We start from the raw sequence: 25,795 nt of genomic DNA on the forward strand, positions 1-25,795 counted from the left end.
CAAACATCGGCGACCCGGACGGATACAACATCGAGATTGCCTATAAGCCTTGGCTCTACAAATAAACGGTACGAGCCATCTACCCATCTGAGGCCAGCCGCCGTGTAGTGCGGACGGGGGAATGGATAGCATGAGCTGATCCCAGAGGCCTTTTGGAGGGAACATGACCAACAGTTATCCTTTTGTCGTTTCTGGCGATGAATTCAAAGGCAAGCGCGTTCTAGTCACCGGCGGCACGAAGGGCCGCACGATATTGGGGCACTTTTCGGCACGGATGAATCCGTGCCCTGACACATCTTCACGCCAAAGGGAGTTTTTCCGCAGCCTCTGAAGCCATGCCCTGATACAAGTCTTCACCCCCATACAGTCTGTCCCGGGATAGATGTGGCCGCAAAGAACATTGGCATAATAGAGATTTCTCCGCTGCGCGTCGAAATGACAAACACTGAGTCACGATGCTCGTGGGACGAACCATGCGAACAAGCTTGCGATACGATTCAAAGCTATTACTTACTTCAGTAGGCTTTCACCTCAACCGGCGTTACGCTATTCGAATTCGTATTGTTGCCCAGCTCTCCATTGTCCCCCGATCCCCAAGACCACAACGTTCCATCCTGGCAAAGCGCCTCATTGTGAAAATCCCGCGTCATGATGTAGACGGCGTGGCAAAGCCCCTGCACCTGGACTGGCACCAAACTCTGGTTCATCCCGGGAACGCCGAGTTGCCCCGCTCCGTTCGACCCGAACGTCCATACCGTGCCATCCCTCAACAGCACCGAAGTGCTCGAGTCCCCGGCTAAGGCCATGATCGCCCCGCTCAACCCGGCCACCTGCTTAGGCGAGTGGTGGTCGTTGGTGGTCCCGTCTCCCAGCTTTCCGTATCCACAAAACACTCCATTGCACATATCAAAGGCCCCGTTCCATACGTTCTGGCCCCAAGTCCACACCGTGCCATCGGCGCGAATCGCCACCACATGCGTCCATCCCGCCGATACCCACACCACGTTGTCGATCCCTGTCACTGGCACTGCCGTCAACCGGTTGGTTGTCGTTCCGTCTCCTATGGTGCCATTAATGTTGTCGCCCCACGCCACAAGCGTGTGATCCTGCAACAGTGCCACCCCAAACAGATATCCGGCCGTCACCATGATTGGATTGTTTACGCCCTGCACCTGCACCGGAACGGGATAGTCGAAATTAGCATCGTCAATTCCATTCCCCAGCGCGCCATACCGGTCCCATCCCCAAGCCCAGACCGTACCATCCGACTTCACCGCCACTGAATGGTAGCCACGCGATCCCAGCTTCACTACAGACGTCAGTCCGCTCACCTGCACTGGCGTCAGGCTGTTGTTGGCTTTTCCCGCCGGCATCCCATTACCCAGTTGATTGGTGATGTTGCTGCCCCAAGTCCAAACCGTCCCGTCCGACTTCAGCGCCACATTGTGCAACTCCCCGCCCATGACCGCCGTCACATTGTTGAGAATCCCTGATCCACCCGCTCCCAGCACCTGCACCGGAATCCAACTGTCATTCGTGTTTCCATTTCCCAACTCCCCCGATGCATTCAATCCCCAAGTCCAAACCGTCCCGTCGGCTTTCAATGTGATTACCTCGCGCGCTCCACCCCAGATCGATACCGGAGGCCAGTTCCCAGGGCTCCACTGGGCATAGAGGGTTACATCGTTTGTCCCCATCGCGAATGTCGTCCCGGTTTCATACGCGATCCCCGACCCGTCGGCCGCGGTATTCCATCCCGTCATCACATATCCAGGCTTGAACAGAAATCCGAGATTCCCCAGGACTGTCACTGTACCCCCTGGCAGATACTGGCTCGGATCCGATGGGCCAAAGCCGCTCGTGCTCCCGTTCCCGTCATAGGTAATCTGATGAGTTGCCCCTGGGGGTGATTGCGGATATGGCGTCACGTTTCCTGGGCCAGGCGCATTTCCTGGGCCAATCGCGAATGTGCCTCCAGTAACCGTTCCCCCGGTCGCTCCGTTGGCGCCGTATGTCGCCGTAGATGTTTGGTTGGCAAGCTGCATCGGAGGAGAGGACGAATTCCCACCGCAACCGGCCAAAATACTCGAAGCCAAGACAATGAATCCGAACCGGCGTGTACCATGAGCTTTCGCCGCTCCCTTTAGGCGCACATATCGGCTAGTCCAACTCCTGCAAAATCCGCGACACGAAAGGCGTAGAGACCTTCGTAACAAACCGACATCCATTTCGACACCCTGACATTACACACAGCATGTTCCCCTCCACAATTCCTGTTTTTCAGGTGGATCTTGCACTTTAAAAATGTTTGCGCGCAATAGTGGTGACCGTTCTGCCCATGCTGGCAAGCTGATGCAAGAACAAATTTTGTCATTTTCTGCGTCAAAATTTGTCAGCTTCTCTGTCAACGTAAATGTTAGGAAACGTGACATGAAATATCAGAGTTAGGGAGCTAGCTTTCCCGGGACCTACTGCCCGTCAGGCATCGCTGTTGTACTCAATGGCGTAACCCTTGGGTGGCGCTCCGATCAATGACGACGGCTCCTGGAATGGAACGTTTTCCGCGCTACCGGCGACTCACATTCTCAGTTTCTTGTTTACGGACGATCCGCCCGCAACTTCCTACAAGCCACTTTCGGGCGAATCTATGGGTGGCCAGCTTGGAGAGGTAGTGGCAATTTTGCTCCTGATTGGAGCCGCCAACGCCTGCGCGAGCTTCACGCCTGCCACGAACAGTCCCTTACCCGACTCCCGCTTGAGCTGCTGAACGGCCTTCTACAGATCTCCGCGCACGAGTTCCGCGTTCCAATCGACCCGGTCAAGGGTGCTCGACACGACGTACTTCTTTGCCGCGTCGATCGTCCGGGCGAAGGGTTCCATCCAATCAGGCCTCACTCCCGTCAGCGCCGGCGGCCGCCACGCTGCCTCCATCATTTCGTAGGTCACCCGGCCAAAGAGGAGTGCATCGGCTTGGTTGAGGTTCTCGACCGCGTGGCGATGCAAGTCTTCGTCCGGGATAATTGCTCGATGATCGCAGCAGCTCGAAATAGTGCGGCTCTCCGGTTTTATCTCTCGCGATTGATTTGGCCTAGACCTCACGTAAAAATCCCAAAGTCACGCTATTGAACTGTGTAGCGAGTTTTTTCATTGCGGCATTTTCGCGGATAACTTCGCCGGCCTCTCGACTGTGCAAAGCTATCTCCGCGGCGATTGAGCGACCGAGAATTCGCTGATCGATATTGCCGAACGGCCCAGGCACGAGGCTTCCCAACAAACCGACCCAGGCCGGGGTATGAGCGTTGCCTACAATGATGCCGGGGCGAAAGATGGCGAGGCGGGTAAAACCGATGTTGCGCACGGTGTCTTCCTTCATGCCCATTACGCGGACATATCGAAACCGGCTGCGGGCTGTGCTTCCTGCCGCAGAAAGCAGGCAAAACTGGGCGATTCCGGCGTAGTGGCAGCCACGCGCAAATTCGCCGACGACGCCGAGTTCAAGTCGTTTCAATTCTTCTTCGCTCCAGCGCCTCGATCCAGAACCGACACCCACACAGCTCACGGCGCTGACGGGACCTTGGCTTAAGACTTCGCGGGCAAGGGCGGCAGTGCGCTCGGCAAAGTCAGCAGCGACGGTATCGAGAACGACGTTGCGCACCCGCGATCGCGCCGCAATGGGCTTTCTGGTGACCATCACCACTTCCCGGCATTCCGGAATTGCTAGCAGCTCCGCGACCGCTGCACCACCGACTTGCCCAGTACCACCGAGGATAATTGCGGCGAAGTTCAGATTCATAAAGAGGACCTCTGCTTACGGAAGGATGCGACAGCCCCGTTCATCCCAAGAGAGAAGCATACTTGGTATAGGTTCTAAATTGAGCCAATAAGGCATCTCTTCCTCAATTGGCGCTGTCAGGCTGATGCACTTATTGAGCGCCTTCAGGAGTCAGCGCAGACAATTAGTCCTCGGAAACGCCCTTGTGGTCATTGACGGGCCGACTCCCAGATTGTCGGCGGTCCAGAAGTGATCCCAGATCGGCCTTCCAAACTGACCCACTGCCACCCACCCGCTTCCTTGACTTCCACCCGCGCGAGAAAAGATAATAAAAAGTTTGGCATCCCCCGCTGAAACTGCAAGGAGCTACTGACAAAAATGGCATCAAGTCCCGCCGGCGTATCTTCTCCACCAGCTTCCAGCAAGGACGTTCCCAAAATCCACGCTGGAGTTGCCCCTTTGCGGACGGGCCAAGGCAGCTCTTATTTCTGGCGGCGCCTGCATTCTTTGAGTGGAATTATCCCGGTCGGCGCATTTTTGCTCGAACATATTTTGTTTTCCAACGCCATGGCCATCAATGGTCCCCAGGCCTATGCCCGCCAGGTAAGGTTCCTGGGCAGTTTGCCGCTGGTGGTTATGCTCGAAGCCTTCGGCATCTGGTTGCCGATTACTTTCCATGGGCTCTACGGTTTCTACATCTGGTATCGCGGTGAAACTAACGTCATCAGCTATCCCTGGCAGGGCAACTGGATGTACACGCTGCAGCGCTGGACCGGTGCAATAATTTTTGCTTACATCGCATGGCATGTCTGGCACCTGCGCTTCACCGGTGTGGATCTTCACCAGACCCCCGGCGCGTCTTTCGGGAAAGTGCAGCTCGAGCTGGCGCAGCCTGCTCTACTCGCCTTTTACATAGTAGGACTACTCTGCGCCGCCTGGCATTTTTCTTATGGCGTGTGGCTTTTCTGCGCCAAGTGGGGCATCACCGTGGGAGAAAAGGCGCGGCAGCGTTTCCTGGTGGTTTGTATGCTGTTGTTTCTAACCATCTCGGGCGTGGGATTGATGAGCATTCGCAGTTTTATTACACATCCTCAGCAACCGGTTGAAGGACCTGCTGCTGAATCCGTAGAAACGGGCCATTGAAGAGCTGTAAAAAGTGGTATCAAAACGTTGATTCCTGAGGAACAATGGCTCATCATTTTCTGAGGTGTGTTCGAAGATCGGGTGAGCTTTTGGCGAGCGCTGTCGCGCGCGAACCAAAAGCGAGGGCGTAGCAGCCTTGTTTTTGGCTGCGGAGCCCTTAGATTGAAAGCCGGATACTATTGGAGGGCTACTCGGGCATCCAGATAACGCCGAGTAAGTCTTTTAAAATTAGTAGTTTTGGGATTGTGGGACTACTTAAAGTAATACCCCACCCCCTCCACTACTTGAGCCACTGAATCGCAGTAACAAGATAGTAATTTTAGACGTAAGGAACGCAAAACTTAAATGGCAGCGGCACCGAAAATTATCGTTATAGGCGGAGGATTGGCCGGGCTCTCCGCTGTAATCAAGATTGCCGAAAAGGGTGGTCACGTTGATCTCTTTTCTATTGTTCCGGTAAAGCGTTCCCACTCGGTGTGCGCGCAGGGCGGCATCAATGCCGCTAAGAACCTCAAGGGAGAGGGCGACTCCACTTGGCAGCACTTTGACGACACAGTTTACGGTGGCGACTTCCTCGCCAACCAGACGCCGGTTAAAAATATGTGCGAGGCTGCCCCCGGCATTATTGATCTGCTCGATCGCATGGGTGTTCCCTTCAATCGCACCCCCGAAGGCCTTTTGGATTTTCGCCGCTTCGGAGGCACCCTCTACCACCGCACCGCCTTCGCCGGCGCCACCACCGGCCAGCAGCTTCTTTATGCACTCGATGAACAGGTCCGCCGCCATGAATCGGAGGGCTCGGTAACCAAATACGAGCACTGGGAGTTTCTCTCGGCCGTGCTCGATGGCAACCGTGTATGCCGCGGTATCTGTGCCATGGACCTGCGCTCGATGGAGGTCCGCACCTTCCCGGCGGATGCGGTCATCATCGCCACCGGCGGCATTGGCGCTATCTTTGGGAAATCCACCAACTCCGTCGTCTGCACCGGCTCGGCGCAATCGGCGCTTTATCAACAGGGTTGCTATTACGCTAACGGCGAGTTTATCCAGGTGCATCCGACTTCCATCCCGGGCGAAGATAAACTCCGGCTCATGTCGGAATCGGCGCGTGGCGAAGGTGGACGCGTATGGGTCCCCAAAAAACAGGGTGACAAGCGTGACCCGCTTAGCATTCCCGAATCGGAACGCTGGTACTTTCTGGAAGAGTGGTATCCGAAATACGGCAACCTGGTTCCCCGCGACGTCGCCACGCGCGCCATTCACAAAGTCGTGTACGAGCACGGACTGGGAATTGATGGCCAACCCGCCGCCTATCTCGACCTGACGCATGTTGACCGCGCCACGCTCGACCGCAAACTCGAAGGTATCCTGGAAATTTATGAGAAGTTTGTCGGTGATGATCCTCGCGAGACCCCAATGAAGATTTTCCCCGGCATGCACTACACCATGGGCGGCCTCTGGGTTGATTTCAAGCAGGCGACCAACATTCCCGGTCTTTTTGCGGCCGGCGAGTGCGAATACCAATATCACGGCGCCAATCGCCTGGGAGCCAATTCTCTGGTCTCGTGTATCTACGGCGGCTTTACCGCTGGCCCCAATGCATTGGCCTATGCCAAAGGATTGGCAAAGTCGGCAGACGACATTAACGGCAGCCACTTCGAAGCTGAACGTAAACGCCAGACGGAGATTAATTCCGGACTCATGTCGTCCGATGGCAGCGAGAACCCCTTCCGTCTGTGGCGCGAACTCGGTGACCTGATGACCCGCAATTGCACCGTCATCCGCTATAACAAGGCTTTGCAGGAAACCGATGCCCGGATATGCGAGTTCCTTGAGCGCTTTAAGCAGATTAATCTGAGCGATAAATCCAACTGGGCGAATACATCCGTGGTATTTGCCAGGCAGCTTTACAACATGCTGCAACTCTCACGAGTGATCGCCCAGGGAGCCGCTCTGCGCAACGAATCGCGCGGCGCGCACTATAAACCCGATTTCCCGGAGCGCGACGACAAGAACTGGCTCAAGACCACAAAAGTCTCATTCGCGCCCGACGCTGACGAACCGAAATTCGAATTCGAGCCGGTGGATACGACATTAATTCCACCCAGGCCAAGGCGCTATGACATGGCCAAGTAAGTGCGAACGCAAGACGAGAATGCCTCGTAGAGACGTAGCATGCTACGTCTCTAGCACTGCGAGAAAGATAGACGGGACTTTGAAATATAGAACGAGAACTGCTTTCAATGACAACTGAGAACTCTACTAAGACTCTACTCTTTAAAATCAAGCGCCAGGCCACACCCAACTCCTCGCCTTACTGGGAGGAATTCGAGCTGCCCTGGAAGAAGCACATGAACGTGATCTCGTCCCTGATGGATATCGCGGCCAATCCGGTCACGCGCCAGGGCAAGCTCACTACGCCGATTACCTATGACTCCAACTGCCTGGAAGAGGTGTGCGGCTCCTGTGCCATGCTTGTGAATGGACGCGCCCGCATGGCCTGCTCATCGCTGGTAGACAATCTTGAGCAGCCCATCCGCCTGGAGCCTTTTTCCAAGTTCCCGGTGGTGCGCGATCTGGCGGTTGACCGCAGCGTTCTTTTCGAGAACCTGAAGGCGGTCAAGGCATGGATCCCGCTCGACGGCACCTATGACCTGGGCGCAGGCCCGCGCGTGTCGCAAACCGAGCAGGAGGAAGCCTATCCGCTCTCGCGCTGCATCTCCTGCTGTTGCTGCATGGAGGTATGCCCGCAGTTCAACGAGCATACCGGATTTGTAGGCGCAGCCACCATCTCGCAGGTGCGCCTGTTTAATACGCACCCCACCGGTCAGATGATGAAACACGAGCGCCTGACCGCGCTCATGGGTGATGGCGGAATCCAGGAGTGCGGTTACGCCCAGAATTGCGTCGAGGCCTGTCCCAAAGATATTCCGTTGACACGTTCGATCTCCGACGTTGGCCGCGATGTCATGAAACAGGCTGTGACCGACTTTTTCAGGCGGTAGGCTGCAAATGAATTTATACTGACTGACTGCGCACTAAACCATTTTCAGGAGCAAACTTAATGTCTCGACTGCTTCCCTTATTCTTGTTGTTGTCTTTGACTTTGGCGGCACAAACTAGCCCCAGCACCGCTAAGCACAAACCGGCAACCACGCATCGCAAAACGGTGTCTGCCAAAAATACTCAACCAGATGTCCCACCCATGCCCCAGGTAGATAAACCTACGGCGGTCATTGACACAACCGCGGGCCGCCTGACTTGTACGCTCTTCCCGGATAAATCCCCCAAGAGCGTAGAAAATTTTGTGGGGCTGGCGACAGGCATGAAGGACTGGAAAGATCCCAAAAGCCGCAAGGAGGTACACCACGTTCCGCTCTATAACGGGACCATATTTCATCGTGTGATTCCCAACTTCATGATCCAGGGTGGCGATCCACTGGGAGACGGCACCGGCGGTCCCGGCTATGAGATTCCCGACGAATTCCCGGACGTGAAGTTCGACCTGCCTGGCCGTCTGGCCTACGCCAACTCCGGTCCCAACACTGACGGCTCTCAATTCTTTATCACCGAGGGACCTACACCCTGGCTGGATGCGGGCCACTACACCATCTTCGGTACATGTGATGATGCAACTGTGACTTTGGTGAAAAACATTGCCCGGCGTGCGCGTGACGAACGCAACGATCGCCCATTTGATCCGGTGAAGATTGAGCAGATTACTATTCTGGGAATGCCGACTGCGTCAGTCCCCACCGCAAAAGCGATAACCCACCCCACCAAAAAGCCTTTACCAGTAAAAAAGCAGTAAAGGTGACATGAAAAGACTTTTACAAGGAGCACACCATGGCACGACCAGCCGGAACTTACGCAATTTTTGATACCACTCTGGGGCAGATTGTCTGCCGCTTGTTTGAGAAAAATGCGCCCAAAACCGTCCAGAATTTCACCGATCTGGCCGAAGGCAAGCGCGAATGGACACATCCTGTCACACGCACAAAAAGTAAGCAGCCGCTCTATCACGGAACCATATTTCATCGAGTGATCCCGAACTTCATGATCCAGGGCGGCGATCCTGCCGGCACGGGCTTTGGTGGCCCCGGGTACCAGTTTGAAGACGAGACCAAAGGCTCGCCACACAGTTTCGACAAGCCCGGCAAGTTGGCCATGGCCAACTCCGGCCCCAACACCAATGGCTCTCAGTTCTTCATCACCGTAGCTCCCACACAGTGGCTCACCGGGAAGCACACTATTTTTGGAGAAGTCGTCGAAGGTCAGAACGTGGTGGAAAAGATCGTGAATAGCCCCACCGGCCCCCAGGACAAGCCCGCGCAGGAGGTCAAAATCACCTCCATTACAATTGAGCGGAGTTGAATACCTGGAACCTGTTGCAAAATGGAGCCCAAGTTCTGACTCCGCAAAATTAAGTCATGGAACTTCTTGTTTTAAAAATCGCGGTTATTGCAGCTTGCGGCTCCGCGCTCTTCTATGTTGCCAGATCATTGTCGGGCGATTCCGCTGGCCATACTTCGCCGCTGCCCTATCCGATCGAAAGGGCGCGGCCAAGCTCGACGCCAGACTCACAAAGAAAATCTCCTCCCAGAGTTGGAAATGAGCTTCCATTCCCGCTCGATGTGGACGAACTTGAGGTGGAGCTTGAGGAAAAGTATGGCCCCGATTTTTTTCGTCCCAAGATTTTGAATTACTTCTTCCGCAACACCGACCTTGAAACCGGCCCCATGGATCCAACTGATTTCTTTGATCAATTTGTTATCGAATTGGAAAACCCGGAAGATGGTTACCAGTGGACACAATCCGCCATGGTTACAACCCCCAAAGGGCTTGGCCGCATGATGGCTGAAAACCACGAAGACGCTGTTTGGGAAAAGAACCTGCTTGTCGTCAAACGCTTCGACCTCAGGCTCATCTTGCGCTCTGTTCTTGAAGACTGTGCGGCATTTCATGCCGCATCAAATACCGAGTTCGAATCTCAACAAGACCTATCCGACGAAACATCGGCTGACTAACTTTGGCCTGTTGATCATCTCTAAAATGCAAAGAGACACAGCCTGTGCTACGTCTCCTCAAACTGCAAACTAGAGCTGTTTTACACTCCGATTACGTTCACCAGTTCTTTCACCGCATCTGCGCTCTTTTGCAGCGCTGCCTGCTCTTCCGGCATCAGCTTGATCTGGATAATCTCTTCCAATCCACGCGCTCCAAGTTTGCAGGGCACGCCGACAAACAGCCCCTGAATACCGTACTCCCCTTCCAGGTAGACCGTGCAGGGCAGGATTTTCTTTTTGTCCTTAAGAATAGCTTCTACCATCTCTGCAACGGCCGCCGACGGAGCATAGTAAGCGCTGCCTGCTTTCAAATACTTCACAATCTCCGCACCGCCATCGCGTGTGCGCTGTACCAGGCGCTCGATTGTGGCAGCGTCCATTAATTCCGTAATAGGAATTCCAGCAACTGTAGAGTAGCGCGGCAGCGGGACCATGGTATCTCCGTGTCCGCCGAGGACGAAGGCGGTTACGTTTTCCACGCTGACCTTTAGCTCCTGAGCGATAAAGGTACGGAAACGTGCCGAGTCGAGCACGCCTGCCATTCCGATCACACGGTTACGTGAAAATTTGCTGATCTTGAATGCGGTCTGCGCCATGGCATCCAGCGGGTTCGAAACTATAATCAAGATGCTGTTGGGAGAAGCGGCCACGCATTTGCCAACGACATCTTGCATGATCTTGTAGTTGGTGTTGAGCAGGTCGTCGCGGCTCATCCCGGGCTTGCGTGGAATACCGGCTGTAATCACGACAATATCCGAATTGGCTGTGGCAGCGTAGTCATTGGTTCCCACAACCAGGGAGTCTTTCTTTTCAATAGGCATGGCCTCAAGCAGATCAAGCCCCTTGCCCTGAGGAATGCCATCCATAATGTCCACCAGCACCACGTCGGCCAATTCTTTCGAGGCGATCCAGTGTGCTGCCGTTGCTCCCACGTTCCCAGCCCCAACCACCGTTACCTTCTTACGCATATATATGATTCCTCTCGTTATTTCTCTTGAAATCCAGTCTCGAGCCACGTCAATCCGCGGCGAAAACCTCATCCCATGTTTTGAATAATGTGGTCGGCAAATTCACTTGTCTTCACTTTGGTTGCGCCCTCCATCAGCCGCTCGAAATCGTATGTCACTTTCTTTTGCTGAATGGTGCGCTCCATTGCATTTTCAATGAGGCGAGCGGCCTCCGGCCATCCCAGAAAATCGAACATCATCACGCCAGAAAGGATTACCGAACCAGGGTTGATGACATCCTTGTCTGCATATTTAGGGGCGGTACCGTGCGTCGCTTCAAAGACAGCATACTCATCACCGATGTTGCCGCCGGGAGCAATTCCCAATCCGCCCACCTGCGCGGCGCAAGCATCGGAGAGGTAATCGCCGTTCAGGTTTGGACATGCGATCACATCGTACTCGTTCGGACGTGTAATGACCTGTTGAAAAATTGAGTCGGCGATGCGGTCGCTGATTAATACTTTTTGTTTCCATGCGCCCTTGCCATGCGTGGAATAAATGGTGTCCAGCACATCGCGGACCTCTTCGCAAACCTTCTGCGTGAAGTCCTTCGGGGCCAGTTCCAGTCCTGGCTCGATCAAAGCTGCATTCTGCTCGATGCTGATATTAGGGTTCTTGTCTTTATTGTCCAGGATCCAGCTCTCACGCTCAGAAACGGTCTGGCTGCGGAATTCGTCGCGGGCAACTTCATATCCCCACTTGCGGAAGGCGCCTTCAGTGAATTTCTGGATGTTGCCTTTATGCATCAGGGTAACGGAACGTCGTTTCTTCTCGATGGCATAGCGAATGGCGGCCTTTACCAGTCTTTTCGTCGCTGTGGCGGAGATCGGTTTGATGCCTACGCCGGAATCTGCCGCGATCTGTTTCTTCGAACCTTTCAGCATCTGGGTATTGATGAAGTCTATGATCCTGGCGGCGTCCGGGGTTCCCTTCTCCCACTCGATACCGGCATACACGTCTTCCGTGTTCTCGCGGAAGATGACTACATCTAGCAGCTCAGGATGCTTCACCGGCGAAGGGACGCCTTTGTAATATCGCACCGGCCGTAAACATACATAGAGATCGAGAATCTGCCGCAGCGCCACGTTCAGCGACCGGATACCACCTCCCACCGGCGTTGTCAGCGGTCCTTTGATAGCAACCCGGAATTCGCGGATCGCCTCAATGGTATCGTCAGGCAACCAGTTGTTAAATTGCTTAAAAGCCTTCTCACCCGCAATTACTTCGTACCAGGCAACCTTGCGCTTGCCCTTGTAGGCTTTTTCTACGCCTGCATCAAAAACCCGGTGTGAAGCCCGCCAGATGTCGCGACCCGTACCATCGCCTTCGATATAAGGAATGACGGGGTTATCCGGAATAGAAAATTTGCCATTTGCGTAAGCAATCCTCGCCCCACTGGCAGGAACAGAAATACCGTTATATGCCTTCGACATGAAGCCCTTTCCAAAAATTGAATATGAATTGAGAGCTCCAACCGATAGTGCTTCTACACTCGCTGGAGCAAACTATCTAAATTATCATCTCGTAGGAAGGGCGCGCAATAAACCATGCGAATTCTTGGGATTTCAAACTGTTGGGTTTCGTTTATTTATGAGTCGCTGTCTACGCATTCCGCTAAATTGCCTCAGACTGATTCCAGTATTCCGGCGAAATTGAAGTTGATCAATGACTTGCTGTCGGAGACCAACTAACTGGAATCCTGCCTACTAAGTAAAATTTACCTATTGAAACCTTCCTTGACATGATGGGGGGAATTGGAATATGGTTCATTCGCAAAGATTTGTAAAGCTTTCGTAAAGATACATAGACAAGCTTAAGCTTCGAGTCTTTGGAACTTCCAGCCAGCAAAACTTAAAACTTAGTGTACTAGTTTAAAGATCAGACATTTCATACTGATTGATCGAGATTTAGGAATGGGAGAGGTGTATCCGAACGTTCTATTCAAATGCATCAATGCTACGTTTACTCAGGGTCAGGCAGTAAGCTGAAAGATGCACGCGCCCACATATTCTTAATTGCCATTAGCGGAGTTACCTTCGTTGCCGCCGGACTCCGTTTGCTTCACTTAGGGTCCAAGAGCCTTTGGGTGGACGAATGCGGAAGTCTTGCCTTTGCTCAACAATCCTGGCCAGCATTTTGGAAGACCATGTGGCAAGGCGAAGCCAACATGTTGACTTACTATCTTTTGCTTCGCGGTTGGATTCACCTTGGAAACACAGAGTTCATAGTTCGGGCCTTGTCCGTCATTCCGGCAGTGGCAACCGTGTTTATTATCTACCGGCTTGGGGCCCGTCTTTTTTCAACTTCGGTGGGCGTGGTGAGTGCCCTACTACTGGCTGTCAATGCGTGTCATGTAGCCTACTCGCAAGAAGCCCGGAGCTATGCCCTTCTGCTTTTCTTTTTGACACTCTCAATCCTTCGATTTGCCATAGCGATCGAAGACTCAACCTCTGGAAACTGGCTGCTTTATGCACTCGTAACCGTCGCTGCTATCTACACGCATTTCTTTGCTGGATTGCTCATGCTGGCGCAATGGGCTTCCTTGTTTTTCTTGCCCCGTAAGGCCATTGATCTGAAGAAGTTTTGCCTGAGTGCAGCGGCGATTGGGCTCTCCATCCTTCCTGCGCTATGGTTCATGCTGAGGAAAGATGTCGGCCAGATTGATTTCATTCCGAACCCGGGGATTATGGAACTTTACCGTCTTCTGCTGTTTCTCGCCAGTTATGGTGGCAAGGTCTTTGGGGTTCTTCTGGCAATCGTTTACGTAATCTGCCTTGGAATGTCACTGTGGGTATTTTTCGCTACGTGGCGTGAGTCAAAGCAATCTATCGAATCATGGCGCTTCATTCTTTTGCTGAGCTGCTTACTGCTCCCAATTTTCACGGACATGGTAATTTCCCATTCAGGAAAGCAGATTTTTAATTACCGTTACCTGGTGATCTGTCTGCCTGCACTTCTGGTATTGGTAGCGCGTGGGTTTTGTTGCCTTCGGTCGCAGCGTATTTTTGTGACTGGATTGGTGATCGTTTCCGTGCTGTCCTTGGCAACAGTATGGAAGTACTATGCAAAGCCAAAAGAAAATTGGAGGGCGGCTACACAATACTTGCTGTACAACAGCGGCCCGCTGGATACCGTCGTCTCCTATCCCTGGTACGCACAACAGCCGCTTGCGTATTACCAACAACAGCTTCATCCAGCTTCAAATACATTGCATGTGGTACCTTCGCAGTTTTACGCAATTGACACGTCGCGATTGAATCATCCTGAAGTTGTTTGGCTACTTTCCTGCCGCGAGGATGAGTATCTTCGCTCGTTTCGAAAACATTTGTCTGAGGCCTATCCCTACCACCGCGAACTGCGCTACGACGGGGCTATTGTAGTGGAACAATATTCTAATCAGGAATTAACCACTCGTAATCATCAAAATCTTGATGCTGTGGCTGACTCCGCTACATTACTGTTTCATTGAGGCGCGATTCACACTTTATGCCCAACTTCAAACCTCGTATGGCCGAACAAAAACCGTTCTTCCAGTGCACCATCGTCATCCCTGCATACAATGAGGCGGATCGCATTGTCCAAACCCTTGATCATATTTTGGTGTACGCATGCGAAAAGCAGTGGTCCGTGGAAATCATCGTTGTGGATGACGGTTCCACTGACACCACGGCAGAGATCGTCACCAACTATGCCATTTATAATCCCTCGATTCGCCTGATCCGGAACCCCGTTCATCGTGGCAAGGGACACTGCGTTCGCATGGGCGTTATGGACGCCACCGGGCATGTGGTATTAATCACCGATGCTGACCTGCCCGCCTGTATGGAAGAAACTTCCATGCTTTTCCAGAAGCTCAGCGAAGGCGCTGACATTGTCATCGGCTCAAGGTGGTTGAAGCCCAGTTTGCAGCAAATACGCCAGTCTTTCCTCAGGCGAGGTTTAGGCCGTTGCTTCAATCTTCTGGTTCGATTGTTACTCGGCCTCCGCTTCCGGGATACGCAGTGTGGCTTTAAGGCATTCACGAATCAAGCCGCCAGCCTGACATTTCGCTTTCAAACCGTTTCAGGCTGGGCATTTGATGCGGAATTACTCGTAATTGCAAAAGGGCTTCGGATGATCGTGAAAGAAGTTCCCGTCCGAATACAACACGACCGGCGTTCGAAGTTGAAGCCATTTTTACATGGTTTCGAAATGCTATCGGAGGTAGTGCGAATCGCATGGTATGAACTTTTGGGTAAGTATCCCAGCCCGGCTGCTCCTTTCATTGTTCTGCAATCCGATGGCGTTCGGGGAAAAAACCTGTGGTCCTGTCTCATACCTACGCCTGCGAGGGTAACATTTGCGGTCTTAATCCTACTGGGGACCAGCATGTTCATGAACGGTATTACTGCGGTCATTGGTTCGAATGGATCGAGGGAACAGCTTTCTTCAGTAGTTTTGCAAAGGTTCCAGCCTGCACAAGATTTGCATTCTGATTTCCAAAATCCAACTCAGGATTCCGAGCAAAATGCTGCGGCCGATGAGTTTGACTATATCTCCAATCAGGATTAAAGGCACACGCCAGCTTTTTGCAAGGGCACAACAGCGGAACCCGAGAAGCAGGAGCAGCGTTACGAAGCCCTCAAATCAAAGATGAATTCGCCATTCAAACGCAGCCGAATTGTCGCCTTGGCCATTTTGGCTCTCTTGTTCATCATTGTGTTCTTTGCGCTTAGAAACTGCGGGAATTATCTGGTTGTTGATAATGCCAGGAAATCCGATGTTATCTTGGTTCCTTCAAGAGGGTTGCAACTCCGGTATGACAGAGGAATATATTTACTAAAAGATGGATACGCTGAGCACATGATCGCCGATGTGCCGGCAATCAAATATTTTGGTAATTCAGCGCCGGAACTGGCACAGAAGTATTTCGATCAACAACCCGATGTTGCCGGCAAAATAGATATTTGCGTTATCAAGATCAATCTTTCGGAGAGCCTTCAGGCAGCCAAGTGCCTGGAGAAGTTCAAGCCCAAGAGTGTTCTAATTATTGCAGGTGAATTTGAAACGCGACGTGCTTTGAAGGATTACTCTCACTATCTTCCTCAGTACGAATGGTCTGTCACTCCAGCCGAGCCAAACCCCCAATATCCTATAAGATGGTGGCGCAACAAAGATCAAGCGAGAATAGTTTATTTGGAATGGACCCAGCTACTCTGGTGGGAGATCTTCGGCCGCTGAGCAGTGTAGCTACACATTTTATTTTTCGGGTCGAAATTATCACCAATGATTAGACCATCAACCGGTTAAACGTTGCCCGCACCTCGGTCGTCACCCGGTCGAGCTCCTGTTCGAGTCCCTGCGGAAAATCTCTTTGCAGGATGCGACCAACAATTTTCTCAACCACTCCGCTGCCATGCTCGCTTCCCGGGGGCGCAGGACGAGCCCGGCCTTTCACCACGCGAATAACGTGATCAACGGTCCTAAGGAATTCTGCAGCGTAGTCCAAAGTGGCACAATCAGCATCGTCGAGAAGGTTGTGACTCGCCAAAGCATAGAGCCGGTCCCGAATATTGATGCAGGCATGGGCCATTCCGTGCCGGATTTGCAGATAACCGGCAAGAAAATCAATGTCGTAAAACCCTCCCGGCCCTCTTTTGAAATTTTTCCCTTTTATGCTCTCAGCTTCCGCAAGCTTGATACGCATCTCCAATATCATGGGCAAAAAATCTGGTATCGCGGGAAAATGTTTGATTTCCTGCAGCACGCAATCGAGTGTGCGGTCCGCGAGCTCATCTGGGCCGGCGATGTGGCGGATCTTCGAGAAGCTCAAGGCCTCCCAAACACGGGCTTGGCCTTTTTCTGAAAAATAAGTGCGCAATGCTGAAACCGTGCACACCAGGTCGCCATCTCCGCCCAGCGGTCGCAGGCGTGTATCCACAGGAAACACAGTGCCCTCCTGCGTATACGCCGTTAGGATATCCACCGTTTGCTCGGCAATTTTGGTCGCTACAACCGGGTCCATGTCATCGGATCGCACAAAGATCAGGTCAGCATCTGAAGCGATATCGAATTCGTAAGTTCCGAGGCGACCCAAGGCAAACACCGTCAAGCCTGGTGATTTGATCTCGTGCCGGCTGTGAGCGATGGCAAGGGCAGCCTGAATAGCTGCATCGGCTGCGCGTGAGGTATCCAAGAGTGAGTCAAAGACACAACGCGGCTGAAGAATATCGGTAACGCCAAGCGCGAAAAGGCGGCGACGGTAGTGCTTGCGCAAAAATACCATCTTCTCGGCGTGGCTGTAATCTGCGGTTGGCAGAAATTCCAGCGTGGTATCTGAAGTTGCCGGCTCACTATTAGGAACAAGCTTGAGCTGCTCTTGCTGCGCCGCATTGAAATGCAGCGCCGAATCCTCCAAAGTAGCGATTTCTTCAGGGTGGCGTATCAGTAAGTCCGAAAGGTAATCACTGTTTTCAAAAATCGAGAGCGCCCGCTCGAGCGCCTCTCCAGAACCTAGAACGGATGCCCAACGTTCAGAACTTGTAAGAGCTGAGCTGAGGAAGCGGTGTAACATGCGACGCATACGGCTGCTCAGATCTCGGCGTGAGGCCATTTGATACAAGGGCAGTGAATCCACCGCCAACCGGTGCAAAACCTGCTCAAAGGATTGTTCCCGGCCCGGCTCCGCTACCGGTATCGAACGCAGTCTGAATTGCTTTCCTGCCTGCTCTTGCTGCTGCATGACCTGTTGTTCATGAATGATCCGTTGGTAAATCTGGGCTACGCGGTTCATCTTGCTCTGCAAGTTCTTAAGCAATTGCTTGCCAGAATCTGCTGTGAGACGTTCATGCGATGGGGTCACCGTCCGGGCAATAACCAGCAGATCGTCAGGAGCTTCTGGCAGGCGATGGGTTTGCTGCCCATGCTTCAACTGAAGCCGGTGTTCGATTCTCCGAAGGAATTCATAAGTGCCGTTGAGCTCGTGAAAATCATTGCCGCTGATGTGGCTTTTGTCGTGCAGCTTTTGAAGTGAAAACAGCGTTCCACTGGATTGCAGCCAGGGCTCTTCCCCGCCATAAATGCGTTGCAGGCATTGCACCAAAAACTCGATATCACGAATGCCTCCCCGGTCTAATTTGACGTCAATTCCCTGCTCTTTTTTGTTAACCGCACGATTCAACTGGCGGCGTGCGCCAATTTTTTCACGTGAGGCCAACGCCGTTTCCACGGCAGTAAAATTCAGTCCTTTGCTGTACACACGCGGTTGCACACCCCGGATAAACTCGCGCGACAGCTCGACGTCTCCCGCCGAATGCCGTACCTTAATCAACGCCTGCAACTCCCAATCGTGCGCGGCGTCCTGGTAGTAGCGCAGGGCCTGGCTTAGTGGGATCGTGGGCTCACCCTCGTTGCCCTGCGGACGCAGGCGCAGATCGATGCGAAAGACTGCTCCTTCCTTGTTTGGGCGCGAAAGGGTTTCCGTAATTTGCTGTGCCAACCGTGCAAAGTATTCACGGTTATGGAGCCCATCAGCATCGGGGTTTTCTCCGTCTTCAAATAGAAACAGCAGGTCAACATCCGAGTTGTAATTCAGCTCATTGCCACCCAGCTTTCCCAGTGCGAGCACGGCAAAATCGGTGTCAAACAATCGCTGTTCGTTCCCCAAATGCTGAGGGGCGCCGTGGCGCTTGCGCAAGGCTGAATCGCATTCAATCCACGCCTTCTCGATGAGCACATTCGAGAGCGTTGAAATTTCTGCGGTGATCTCTGCCAGTCCGGCCATGCGCAGCACGTCGCGCAGCATGATGCGGATGTACTCGCGTTTTTTAAAGCGCGCCAACAGCGCTGAAAAATCCCCTTCGGTCGAACGTGCCCGCAGCCGCGCAAAGCGCTCGCTGTAGTCCTCTCGGGACTGCGAATGGTCCAGATTTTTCTCGCGCGCCAGGCTGTGAATCAAGTCGGGGTTCTGAATCAAGGTCTCGCCCAGATATTGGCTGTATCCAAAAACGGTCAGTGCGTAATGAATTAAAAAGGGGTGCGTTTCCATGAGGCGAAGCAGCCCGGAATCAGCTTCTGAGCTCAAACGTTCAAAAAGATTGAGTGCAGAATCCGGATCAGGAGAATCCGCCAGCAGCGACGCCAGCAAACGTGTGCTGTCTTCCGATACACGTCCAGCAATCGCGTCCAGGTTGGCTAACGCCCGTTGCTGGTCGCGAAAAGGAATGGCGGAAAGTTGCAGTACGCTCTCGCTCAACTCGCTCAGAATAGCACCATTGCGGCGGCGGATGCCCGCCATCATTTTCACTGCGATGAATTGGTTTTGTTTATAGGCCTTGATAGAGCTGAAAGGGGGCCCAGTAAAAAGGTTTTCGGTAAATGCCGTCGGAGTTCAGCATTGACAGTTTTGCCGCGCGCAGGGCCACGGCTGGATCGCTGCCGGCACTGATCCCGGCATAGAATTGGTGCATGAATTCCGGCGTGGCGGCATCATTCACCTCCCACAGCGCGGCTATAACCTGGTGCGCACCAGCGTATAGAAATGCCCATGAAAGCCCAACCAGGCCCTCGCCGGCGTAGGTGCGTCCTCCTGCTCCTTCACAGCTTGAAATGGTTACAAGGTTAGCTTGTAAGCGTCTGGCTAAGATATCCCGAGCATAAAGCTTGTAGGAACTCTCGTCCCCCGAAAGAATCACGGCGGAATCGAGCGGACTTTCCCGGCTGGCAACGCCGTGTGCCACAAAATGAATGAAAGAAAATCTTTCCGGATTGCTTTCAAGGTAAGCTTTGGCGGTTGCATTCTTGCCTTCATAAATCTGGACTTGGTCTGCCGGGAAATATTTTTTTACCTGACTGATCTCCGAAGCTGCCTGGGGCAGGGTTGTGTATTGAGGGCTTGGTGAAACTGGATCGCCAATTAACAGCATATTTTTCGTACTTGTAGCTTCTTTGGATGTAGCCTTCTCCAGTAGCAGTAACGAACTGGCATTGGTTACCACCACATCTTCAATCCAATAATGGAGCTGGTCGGCCTTCCGGACCAGCAGGGTTTCAAAATTCAATTCATAAAGACTTCCATCAGGAATGATGATGACATGGGAGTTCTCCGGGATGAACTTCTGTGCAGGCGCAACCAGCATCTCATACAGCTTTTGCCCATTGGGGTTCGATGTTTCCCTGACGTCGCGTGGTCCCGCCAGCGCAGCACGATAGCTATGCACAGTCTGGTCGATCTCTGACTGCGGGGGCAACTCAAACATCTCTGTTTGGGAAGATGTAATTGCCCAAAGGTGAGAATGCCCGGGCGAAAGCCGGTAGGATAAGATCACTGTCTTTGTGCGCTTGGCAATCTCCTCGGGGCGAAATTCAGCAGAAATAACTGAATCTGTATTTTGTTTTAATCCAAGCCCTTCAGTAAGGGTTCGAGCCCGATTTAGTTCGACAACGTGCAGAGCTTCGCTGACCTTTTTGCGGCTTAAGAGAAAGGAGACATAATCATCGTAGAAACTGATTACGCTCGAAAGAAACGTCAACTTATAGTCTTCCCGGTTAAGGGAAGCCCGAGTCTGATTGATCGTGCCTAGAGATTTGCGAAATTCTTGGTCTGCCAGTAAAGGTTGGTCTAAAGTTGTGTAAATGTTTGCCAGCCTGGCTTGAGCAATCCAACGTAATGAAAAATTCTTGCTGGAACCATCAATCACCTGTTGCAAGAGTGTTTTTGCCTGCTCAAATTCCCCTCTTCCTTCGGTGATTTTTGCCTGAGTAAATAAAGCATAAAGTTCACTGTCTTTATTACCCCGTTCTAGGTCCAATGATTCCCGGTTGTAAAGCTCGGCATCATCGAACTGTTTCTTTTCGATAGCAATCAGCGCAAGATTATTCAAACACATCGCCCTATCTTGGCGGTCCTCCAATTCCTTTGCCATGGTAAGCGCCCTCAAGTAATAGTTTTGCGCTTCCTCAAGTTCAGCCTTATCCCAATGGATGATTCCTAGATTGACCAGCCGTCTTACCTGATCTTTTTGCAGTCCCAATTCAGCAGAAAGTGCTTCGGCGTCCGTGAACAGCTTCAAAGCTGTATCTAAATCTCCCATTCGGTAGTAACACCAACCCAAATTTCCCATAATCTTGGCCACTAATGCTCGAGCGCCAATTGACTCCGAAAACGCTAAGGCAGCTTTGTCCCTGTCAATAGCCTCTCCGTAATGCTGTCCTTGCATAGAAGCTATACCGAGGCTGCCCAGAGCTCTGGCCTCCAGAAATGGCTGAGATTCACGGTGAGCAATTAGAATAGCCTCTTGAAATGAGTTTTCCGCTGCAACAAGGTCGTTGTTTCGAAGAGACAAGTTGCCTTTCATGAGTACGATCTCACCGGGAAGTCTTGGATCACCGGTTAAGGGAAGGTGTTCAGCCTCATCCAGGAAGCGTTTTGCTTCAGGATACGGCGAAGCTGTGCTTTGCAAAAGCCTGCGCCGAACGGCCACTTCGTCTGTAGAAAGTGACAGCGGTAATTCTGGATCTAACAAGACGAGGGCTTTGTCATTCATGCCTCGCCAAATCAGGATCTCAGCCTGAAGAACGCGAAATCTCCAGGCCCATAGTAGGTCATGATCAGCGTAGTCCTGATACGCGCGGTCAGCTTCTGCTTGCGCCTCGATCAGTTCGCCATGCTGAAACTTCAGCCGCAGAGCTTCATAAACAGTTTGCGGGGAAGGTTGGGTTTGACGGCTGCAAGCAGAAAATCCAACCACACACACTAGCAAGAAAATCCATCTATGGGATTGTCGAGCCATTGCCTTGAGCGCATCCCACAGTCACCGTGCCTGCTGCCGGACATCCCAGCTCCACCCGCAACATGACCAGACGGCGTGCTGAGGAGGAACACAGAAATTGTGCCAGATGAATTTTGCCAAAGTGCTGTATCTCCAGCGAGCAACTGAATTTATTTTCAGCACTGGGTAATGTCGGGTTTAATTCATGGCAAGGGAACTTCGCAACTACATCTGCAGCCGGCGGTCTCTGGTTTGCCGGAGCGTTATATGACTTCAGGGTCTCCTGTCCACCGGGACATTTCTTGAAAATATTCTTGACCAGCGAACGAACGATCATGCCTTTAGATTCCGTAACTCCATCTCCACAGTTCTTCTTGTAGGCATCGTATGTAGTGCACTCGCAAGAAAGGTTGGCATCAAGCTCTACGTCAAGTTCGTACCCGTTAATGCACAGGCCTTCGAACTTGCCCAAGGCAACAATCTGTGGACCAGGACTGGGGTCGAGATCTTTGCCTTCAACGATCTTGGGAATAGGGTGGTGCGTGGAAATGCGAGACACAATCTTTTTCGCCGTAACCACATCCAGGATATTCAAATCTTCAATCGTAACGGAGGCCATTGTTGCAAAGCTGCCGTCAGTCTCGCTTTGGCTCCCGGTAACCACCGAATAAGCAGTCTTGAAAGATATGAGCTCCTTAAACCGAAAGCTTTCAACCCGCGAGGAGCCAAATCCTCCGTCAATGGGCAGCACGCTTGGCGCCTGCGTCTCCAAAATCGCTTCGAACGGCCGGGTTATTTTGCCGCCCAGCGCCATAGCGCTTGCGTTGTAGTAATGCACATATCTCTGTTTTTTTGGGTCAATCATTGTTTTGTTGTTCCTTCGTTCTTGGATTCAAAACTAAATGCATACTCGGCAATGTCGGTGCCGGTGTCCGAGGAGCTGTTCACAGCTCGATTGCCGCGGATGACCAAAACATATTTACCTGGCTGCAATAACGAGCCCGGCACGAGAAGCAGCACAGCGTCTTTTTTTGCCATCTCCGCCGTGACAGGTGCCGACCACTTTGTCGAGCCGGATTCAGACTGAATAATACATGTATAAGAAACAAAATCTGGGTTGGTCGGAATGTCCACGTAAAAAACAAAGGGTTGCTTTGGCCCGGCACTCACCACGAGAGAATTTGCTCCCCGGGAGCCCTGCTGGATAAACGAAAAGGACGCCAGCGCCTGCGGCGCACTGTTTTTCGCAAATTCACCCTTCAATCTCGGTATGGTCACAACATTTTGATAAATAAGTATTGCCAGGATGGCTGCCACTGCAGCAAAGGAATAAGCGGGGCGCATCCACGAAAGCCACCCGGAATAACCAGGGACTCGATTTGCCGCTGTGCTGAGAGATGAATCCTCCTGTAAAATCTCTTTGACATTCGCTACCAGCACCGCTCCCGTCTTTATATCTTCTGCGCAGTCCGAACAGGTGAAATAGTGTTCTTCAAAGACTTCGCGCTGCTCGGGCGTGAGCTCTCCCAGCAAATAACTTTCGGTCAATTTCTTTGTCACCGCTTCAGTATGGTCCATAACCACATCCTGTTGAATGGTTGTTCATAATGTCAAAACGTTTCATTTATTCTTTGTATTCTCTCTGACCATGCTTTCTTACGATTGGCCGGCAAGATTGCCCCAAACCTCTTCACTTCCGTACTAATAGTCGTTTTCAAAGCTCAACCGCTTCATTACGAAAGTAACCATCAGCGTCCTTGTTCCTGTTTTGATCAAGGCCCGTCTTTCTTTTTGTTTTTGTTCAAAGCATCCCTGAAGCTCTGCTTGGCCCGGTGTAAAAGCACCCGCAAGTAGTCGCGATTCACGCCGAACTCGCGGCATACTTCGTCTTTGTGTCTTTCTTCTATAAAAAGCGCATACAGAATACGTCTATTTTTTTTAGGGAGCTGATCCAGAATTTGCCTCACCTGGCGCTGGGTCTGCTCGGTAACCAGCATTTCGTCCAGATTAACCCGCTTGTCGGGAGGATCCACAGGGTTATCTTCCAGGTATACGTCGCGCGAAGAACTGCGATAGTACTCCAAAAGCACATTGTTGCAAACGGAATTTACGAACGAACCCAGGCTGGCGGGGTTCCGGATTCCCCCTTCCTTGCGCAATGTGGTGAATACACGAGCGAATGTGTCCTGACAGAGGTCCTCAATGGCCTGCGGAGAACGCAAGCGGCTGCGCAGTTTGATGAGCAGAAGCTGCTTAAAATAGGTCACAAAATGATCACACGTGACCCCATCTCCAGCGCGTAGGCGTTGGAAATAGTCGTCGTCAAAGGATTGCAGCTCCAAACACCCCTCCCCATTAATTAAAGGTTAAAAGCACCGATTATAGCGGGCGCAGGTTACCGGCAAAAGATTCGAATTTGGCCAACAAACTCGGGTGTACTTCCGCGTCTGTCTCACGCTATTTACCGCACGTTAAGAAGAAATTGCGCGGACGACAAAAGGCAAGCTTCGTAAGACATTCGCCCTGAGCTCCCTGGCCATACAGGACTGGAAAGCTTAAGACAGGATTTTATCAATTTATTGAGATTTTTGGTTCCTAAACGGGAAAATTGTCTCAATTTTTCCTGAAATGAGAATTGCCGCGACCCTCCACACACTGCAGAATTTTCCTCTTTTTCGGCTAAGGATATGTCTTCTTCGTTCTTTTACCATTAAATTCCGGTAAAAATGCAAAAGTTATTGTTTACTTGAAGTGTAACTTCTGGCCGAATTTCCCAATCGCAACTGTCGCTGATACTGCTGCGTATATAGGGTGTAAACTCTCCCCATGCCACAACTTGGTCGCTTAATTCTGCCCGCCATTTTGTGGGCAACCACCTGCAGTTTTGTGCACGCACAGCAATCCGCCCAAACCCCGGAGCACGACTCAGAGGTGTTGAGCGGGCCGAGGGTCGAGGAGGTCAACCTCAAAGTAACCGTCACGAATCGAAGCGGGCAATTGGTAAAAGATCTGACTGCCGCCGACTTCACCGTTTACGAAGACGGTAAGCCCCAGAAGATCGACTATTTTAGGGCAGAAAATACACCCATAACTCTGGCCATTCTCGTAGACACATCGGCTTCCATGCTCCCGGCGCAGGCCGCTCTCCACCGGGCCGTGACCGGCTTGATTCAGGAGAGCAACTCCGGAAATGAGGTGGCGCTGATTAGCTTTAGCGATGAGCCCACGCTGGAGCAGGGATTCACCCGTAACACGGATCGCATCTACAGAGCGTTGGATCATCTGGTTTTTCGCGGCGACAGAACGTTGTACGACGCGGTGTTTATCACTACCGACGAATTGGGACCACGGCCCAGCCCGAAGAAAGTACTGGTAGTAATCACCGGTGGCGCTGACGCCAAGAGCCATAAGTCGGTGAGCGACATAATACAAAATCTAGAGCACCGCGATGATTGGATCATCTACGTGCTCGGCTTTCCCGGAAATAAACCCATGGAGCGCGACGCGCAGAGTGATCTGCAACGCTTATGCAACGCCACCGGCGGAGTTGCTTTGTTCCTTGACAGCGCCGACAAACTTGAAGAGTCGAGCCGGCAGATTGCGCAGGAGATCGGCCACCAGTACGACATCGGCTACACGCCTTCTAACCCGCTCAGCACGGGTGGCTATCGCAAAGTAAAAGTGGAAGCCCAAGCCCCCCGCCTTCAAGATCTGCAGGTCCGCACACGCAGCGGCTACTCCGCCGGCAAACGATAGAAACCCACCACTGTTCTGCACGGCCAAGTCTGAGCTTCTCTTATCCAAAAGCCTGACAAGTTAAGGGAAACTTTTATACTAACCTGGATGCTCATAAAATTTATCCCAATAGCTCCAATAACAAAGAGTTCTCCATGCTTGATATCATTCTGATATCAAAATCTTGCTTCCTCAGAAACTATAGGTCATCATTGGGCCAGGACGTGTGTCTAGCGTGAGCCAAATGCGAGCGCCGGATGAGCGCGAGCAGTGGGCGAGGGCGCAGCACCCCGAGCGGAGCCGAGGGGGCTGCGGAGCCCTTAG

21 protein-coding genes are annotated in these 25,795 nt (G+C 52.3%); 11 read left to right on the forward strand and 10 right to left on the reverse strand.

Going from position 1 to position 25,795, the window contains the following annotated elements; genetic code table 11:
• Positions 1-515 precede the first annotated feature (515 nt).
• The gene (locus VK738_20600) at positions 516-2,096 is read right to left on the reverse strand and encodes an InlB B-repeat-containing protein (GenBank protein ID HTD25061.1); all 1,581 of its coding nucleotides are present in this window, start codon (positions 2,094-2,096) and stop codon (positions 516-518) included.
• Positions 2,097-2,512: 416 nt separating this feature from the next.
• On the opposite strand from VK738_20600, the gene VK738_20605 reads away from it, so the two are divergent.
• Complete coding sequence (locus tag VK738_20605) at positions 2,513-2,767, forward strand: hypothetical protein (GenBank protein ID HTD25062.1); 255 nt, start codon at positions 2,513-2,515, stop codon at positions 2,765-2,767.
• An 8-nt stretch (positions 2,768-2,775) separates the two neighbouring features.
• Here VK738_20605 and VK738_20610 read toward each other — a convergent pair whose 3' ends face one another.
• Together VK738_20610 and VK738_20615 are read right to left on the reverse strand one after the other, a co-directional pair.
• Entirely contained in the window at positions 2,776-3,099 is a 324-nt protein-coding gene (locus VK738_20610; GenBank protein HTD25063.1) for a hypothetical protein, read from the reverse strand.
• The gene (locus VK738_20615; GenBank protein ID HTD25064.1) at positions 3,089-3,793 is read right to left on the reverse strand and encodes an NAD-dependent epimerase/dehydratase family protein; all 705 of its coding nucleotides are present in this window, start codon (positions 3,791-3,793) and stop codon (positions 3,089-3,091) included. The genes VK738_20610 and VK738_20615 overlap by 11 nt, the downstream gene beginning before the upstream one ends.
• 357 nt (positions 3,794-4,150) lie before the next feature.
• On the opposite strand from VK738_20615, the gene VK738_20620 reads away from it, so the two are divergent.
• The 6 genes from VK738_20620 (at position 4,151) to VK738_20645 (ending at position 9,942) form a co-directional block, all read left to right on the forward strand.
• Positions 4,151-4,915 carry a succinate dehydrogenase cytochrome b558 subunit gene (locus tag VK738_20620; protein HTD25065.1) on the forward strand — a complete coding sequence of 255 codons (765 nt, stop codon included), beginning with the start codon at positions 4,151-4,153 and terminating at the stop codon, positions 4,913-4,915.
• A gap of 345 nt (positions 4,916-5,260) precedes the next feature.
• Entirely contained in the window at positions 5,261-7,051 is a 1,791-nt protein-coding gene (sdhA, locus tag VK738_20625) for a succinate dehydrogenase flavoprotein subunit (protein HTD25066.1), read from the forward strand.
• Positions 7,052-7,158: 107 nt separating this feature from the next.
• A complete protein-coding gene (gene sdhB / locus VK738_20630) occupies positions 7,159-7,920 on the forward strand; it encodes a succinate dehydrogenase iron-sulfur subunit (GenBank protein HTD25067.1) in 762 nt (253 codons plus the stop codon).
• A 59-nt stretch (positions 7,921-7,979) separates the two neighbouring features.
• On the forward strand, positions 7,980-8,726 hold the full coding sequence (locus VK738_20635; protein ID HTD25068.1) for a peptidylprolyl isomerase: 747 nt from the start codon (positions 7,980-7,982) through the stop codon (positions 8,724-8,726).
• A gap of 35 nt (positions 8,727-8,761) precedes the next feature.
• Positions 8,762-9,289 carry a peptidylprolyl isomerase gene (locus tag VK738_20640; protein HTD25069.1) on the forward strand — a complete coding sequence of 176 codons (528 nt, stop codon included), beginning with the start codon at positions 8,762-8,764 and terminating at the stop codon, positions 9,287-9,289.
• A gap of 56 nt (positions 9,290-9,345) precedes the next feature.
• Positions 9,346-9,942: a hypothetical protein gene (locus tag VK738_20645; GenBank protein ID HTD25070.1), complete on the forward strand. Its 597-nt coding sequence runs from the start codon at positions 9,346-9,348 to the stop codon at positions 9,940-9,942.
• Positions 9,943-10,022: 80 nt separating this feature from the next.
• Here the strand turns inward: VK738_20645 and mdh are convergent, their stop codons facing one another.
• Positions 10,023-10,949 (reverse strand): malate dehydrogenase, encoded by a 927-nt coding sequence (gene mdh / locus VK738_20650; protein HTD25071.1) that lies wholly within the window; start codon positions 10,947-10,949, stop codon positions 10,023-10,025.
• A gap of 68 nt (positions 10,950-11,017) precedes the next feature.
• Entirely contained in the window at positions 11,018-12,421 is a 1,404-nt protein-coding gene (locus VK738_20655; protein ID HTD25072.1) for an NADP-dependent isocitrate dehydrogenase, read from the reverse strand.
• 653 nt (positions 12,422-13,074) lie between these two features.
• Between VK738_20655 and VK738_20660 the strand changes: the two genes are divergently transcribed.
• The 3 genes from VK738_20660 to VK738_20670 all read left to right on the forward strand — a co-directional run bounded on the left by VK738_20660 (position 13,075) and on the right by VK738_20670 (position 16,208).
• Positions 13,075-14,457, forward strand: a complete 1,383-nt coding sequence (locus VK738_20660) for a glycosyltransferase family 39 protein (protein HTD25073.1) — start codon at positions 13,075-13,077, stop codon at positions 14,455-14,457.
• Positions 14,458-14,495: 38 nt separating this feature from the next.
• Positions 14,496-15,539 carry a dolichyl-phosphate beta-glucosyltransferase gene (locus VK738_20665; protein ID HTD25074.1) on the forward strand — a complete coding sequence of 348 codons (1,044 nt, stop codon included), beginning with the start codon at positions 14,496-14,498 and terminating at the stop codon, positions 15,537-15,539.
• An 81-nt stretch (positions 15,540-15,620) separates the two neighbouring features.
• Positions 15,621-16,208 (forward strand): hypothetical protein, encoded by a 588-nt coding sequence (locus VK738_20670; protein ID HTD25075.1) that lies wholly within the window; start codon positions 15,621-15,623, stop codon positions 16,206-16,208.
• Between the two features lie 49 nt (positions 16,209-16,257).
• Here the strand turns inward: VK738_20670 and VK738_20675 are convergent, their stop codons facing one another.
• The 5 genes from VK738_20675 to VK738_20695 form a co-directional block, all read right to left on the reverse strand.
• Positions 16,258-19,266, reverse strand: coding sequence for a hypothetical protein (locus tag VK738_20675; GenBank protein ID HTD25076.1), 3,009 nt, complete (start codon positions 19,264-19,266; stop codon positions 16,258-16,260).
• 25 nt (positions 19,267-19,291) lie between these two features.
• Positions 19,292-21,757 (reverse strand): CHAT domain-containing protein, encoded by a 2,466-nt coding sequence (locus VK738_20680; GenBank protein ID HTD25077.1) that lies wholly within the window; start codon positions 21,755-21,757, stop codon positions 19,292-19,294.
• Positions 21,738-22,601 carry a hypothetical protein gene (locus tag VK738_20685; GenBank protein ID HTD25078.1) on the reverse strand — a complete coding sequence of 288 codons (864 nt, stop codon included), beginning with the start codon at positions 22,599-22,601 and terminating at the stop codon, positions 21,738-21,740. The genes VK738_20680 and VK738_20685 overlap by 20 nt, the downstream gene beginning before the upstream one ends.
• Entirely contained in the window at positions 22,598-23,269 is a 672-nt protein-coding gene (locus VK738_20690) for a zf-HC2 domain-containing protein (protein ID HTD25079.1), read from the reverse strand. The genes VK738_20685 and VK738_20690 overlap by 4 nt, the downstream gene beginning before the upstream one ends.
• 239 nt (positions 23,270-23,508) lie before the next feature.
• Positions 23,509-24,078 carry a sigma-70 family RNA polymerase sigma factor gene (locus tag VK738_20695; protein ID HTD25080.1) on the reverse strand — a complete coding sequence of 190 codons (570 nt, stop codon included), beginning with the start codon at positions 24,076-24,078 and terminating at the stop codon, positions 23,509-23,511.
• Between the two features lie 484 nt (positions 24,079-24,562).
• Between VK738_20695 and VK738_20700 the strand changes: the two genes are divergently transcribed.
• Positions 24,563-25,492, forward strand: coding sequence for a VWA domain-containing protein (locus tag VK738_20700; GenBank protein ID HTD25081.1), 930 nt, complete (start codon positions 24,563-24,565; stop codon positions 25,490-25,492).
• Positions 25,493-25,795 lie beyond the last annotated feature (303 nt).

The organism is Terriglobales bacterium (genome assembly GCA_035487355.1).
Classification (GTDB): Bacteria; Acidobacteriota; Terriglobia; order Terriglobales; family Acidobacteriaceae; genus QIAW01.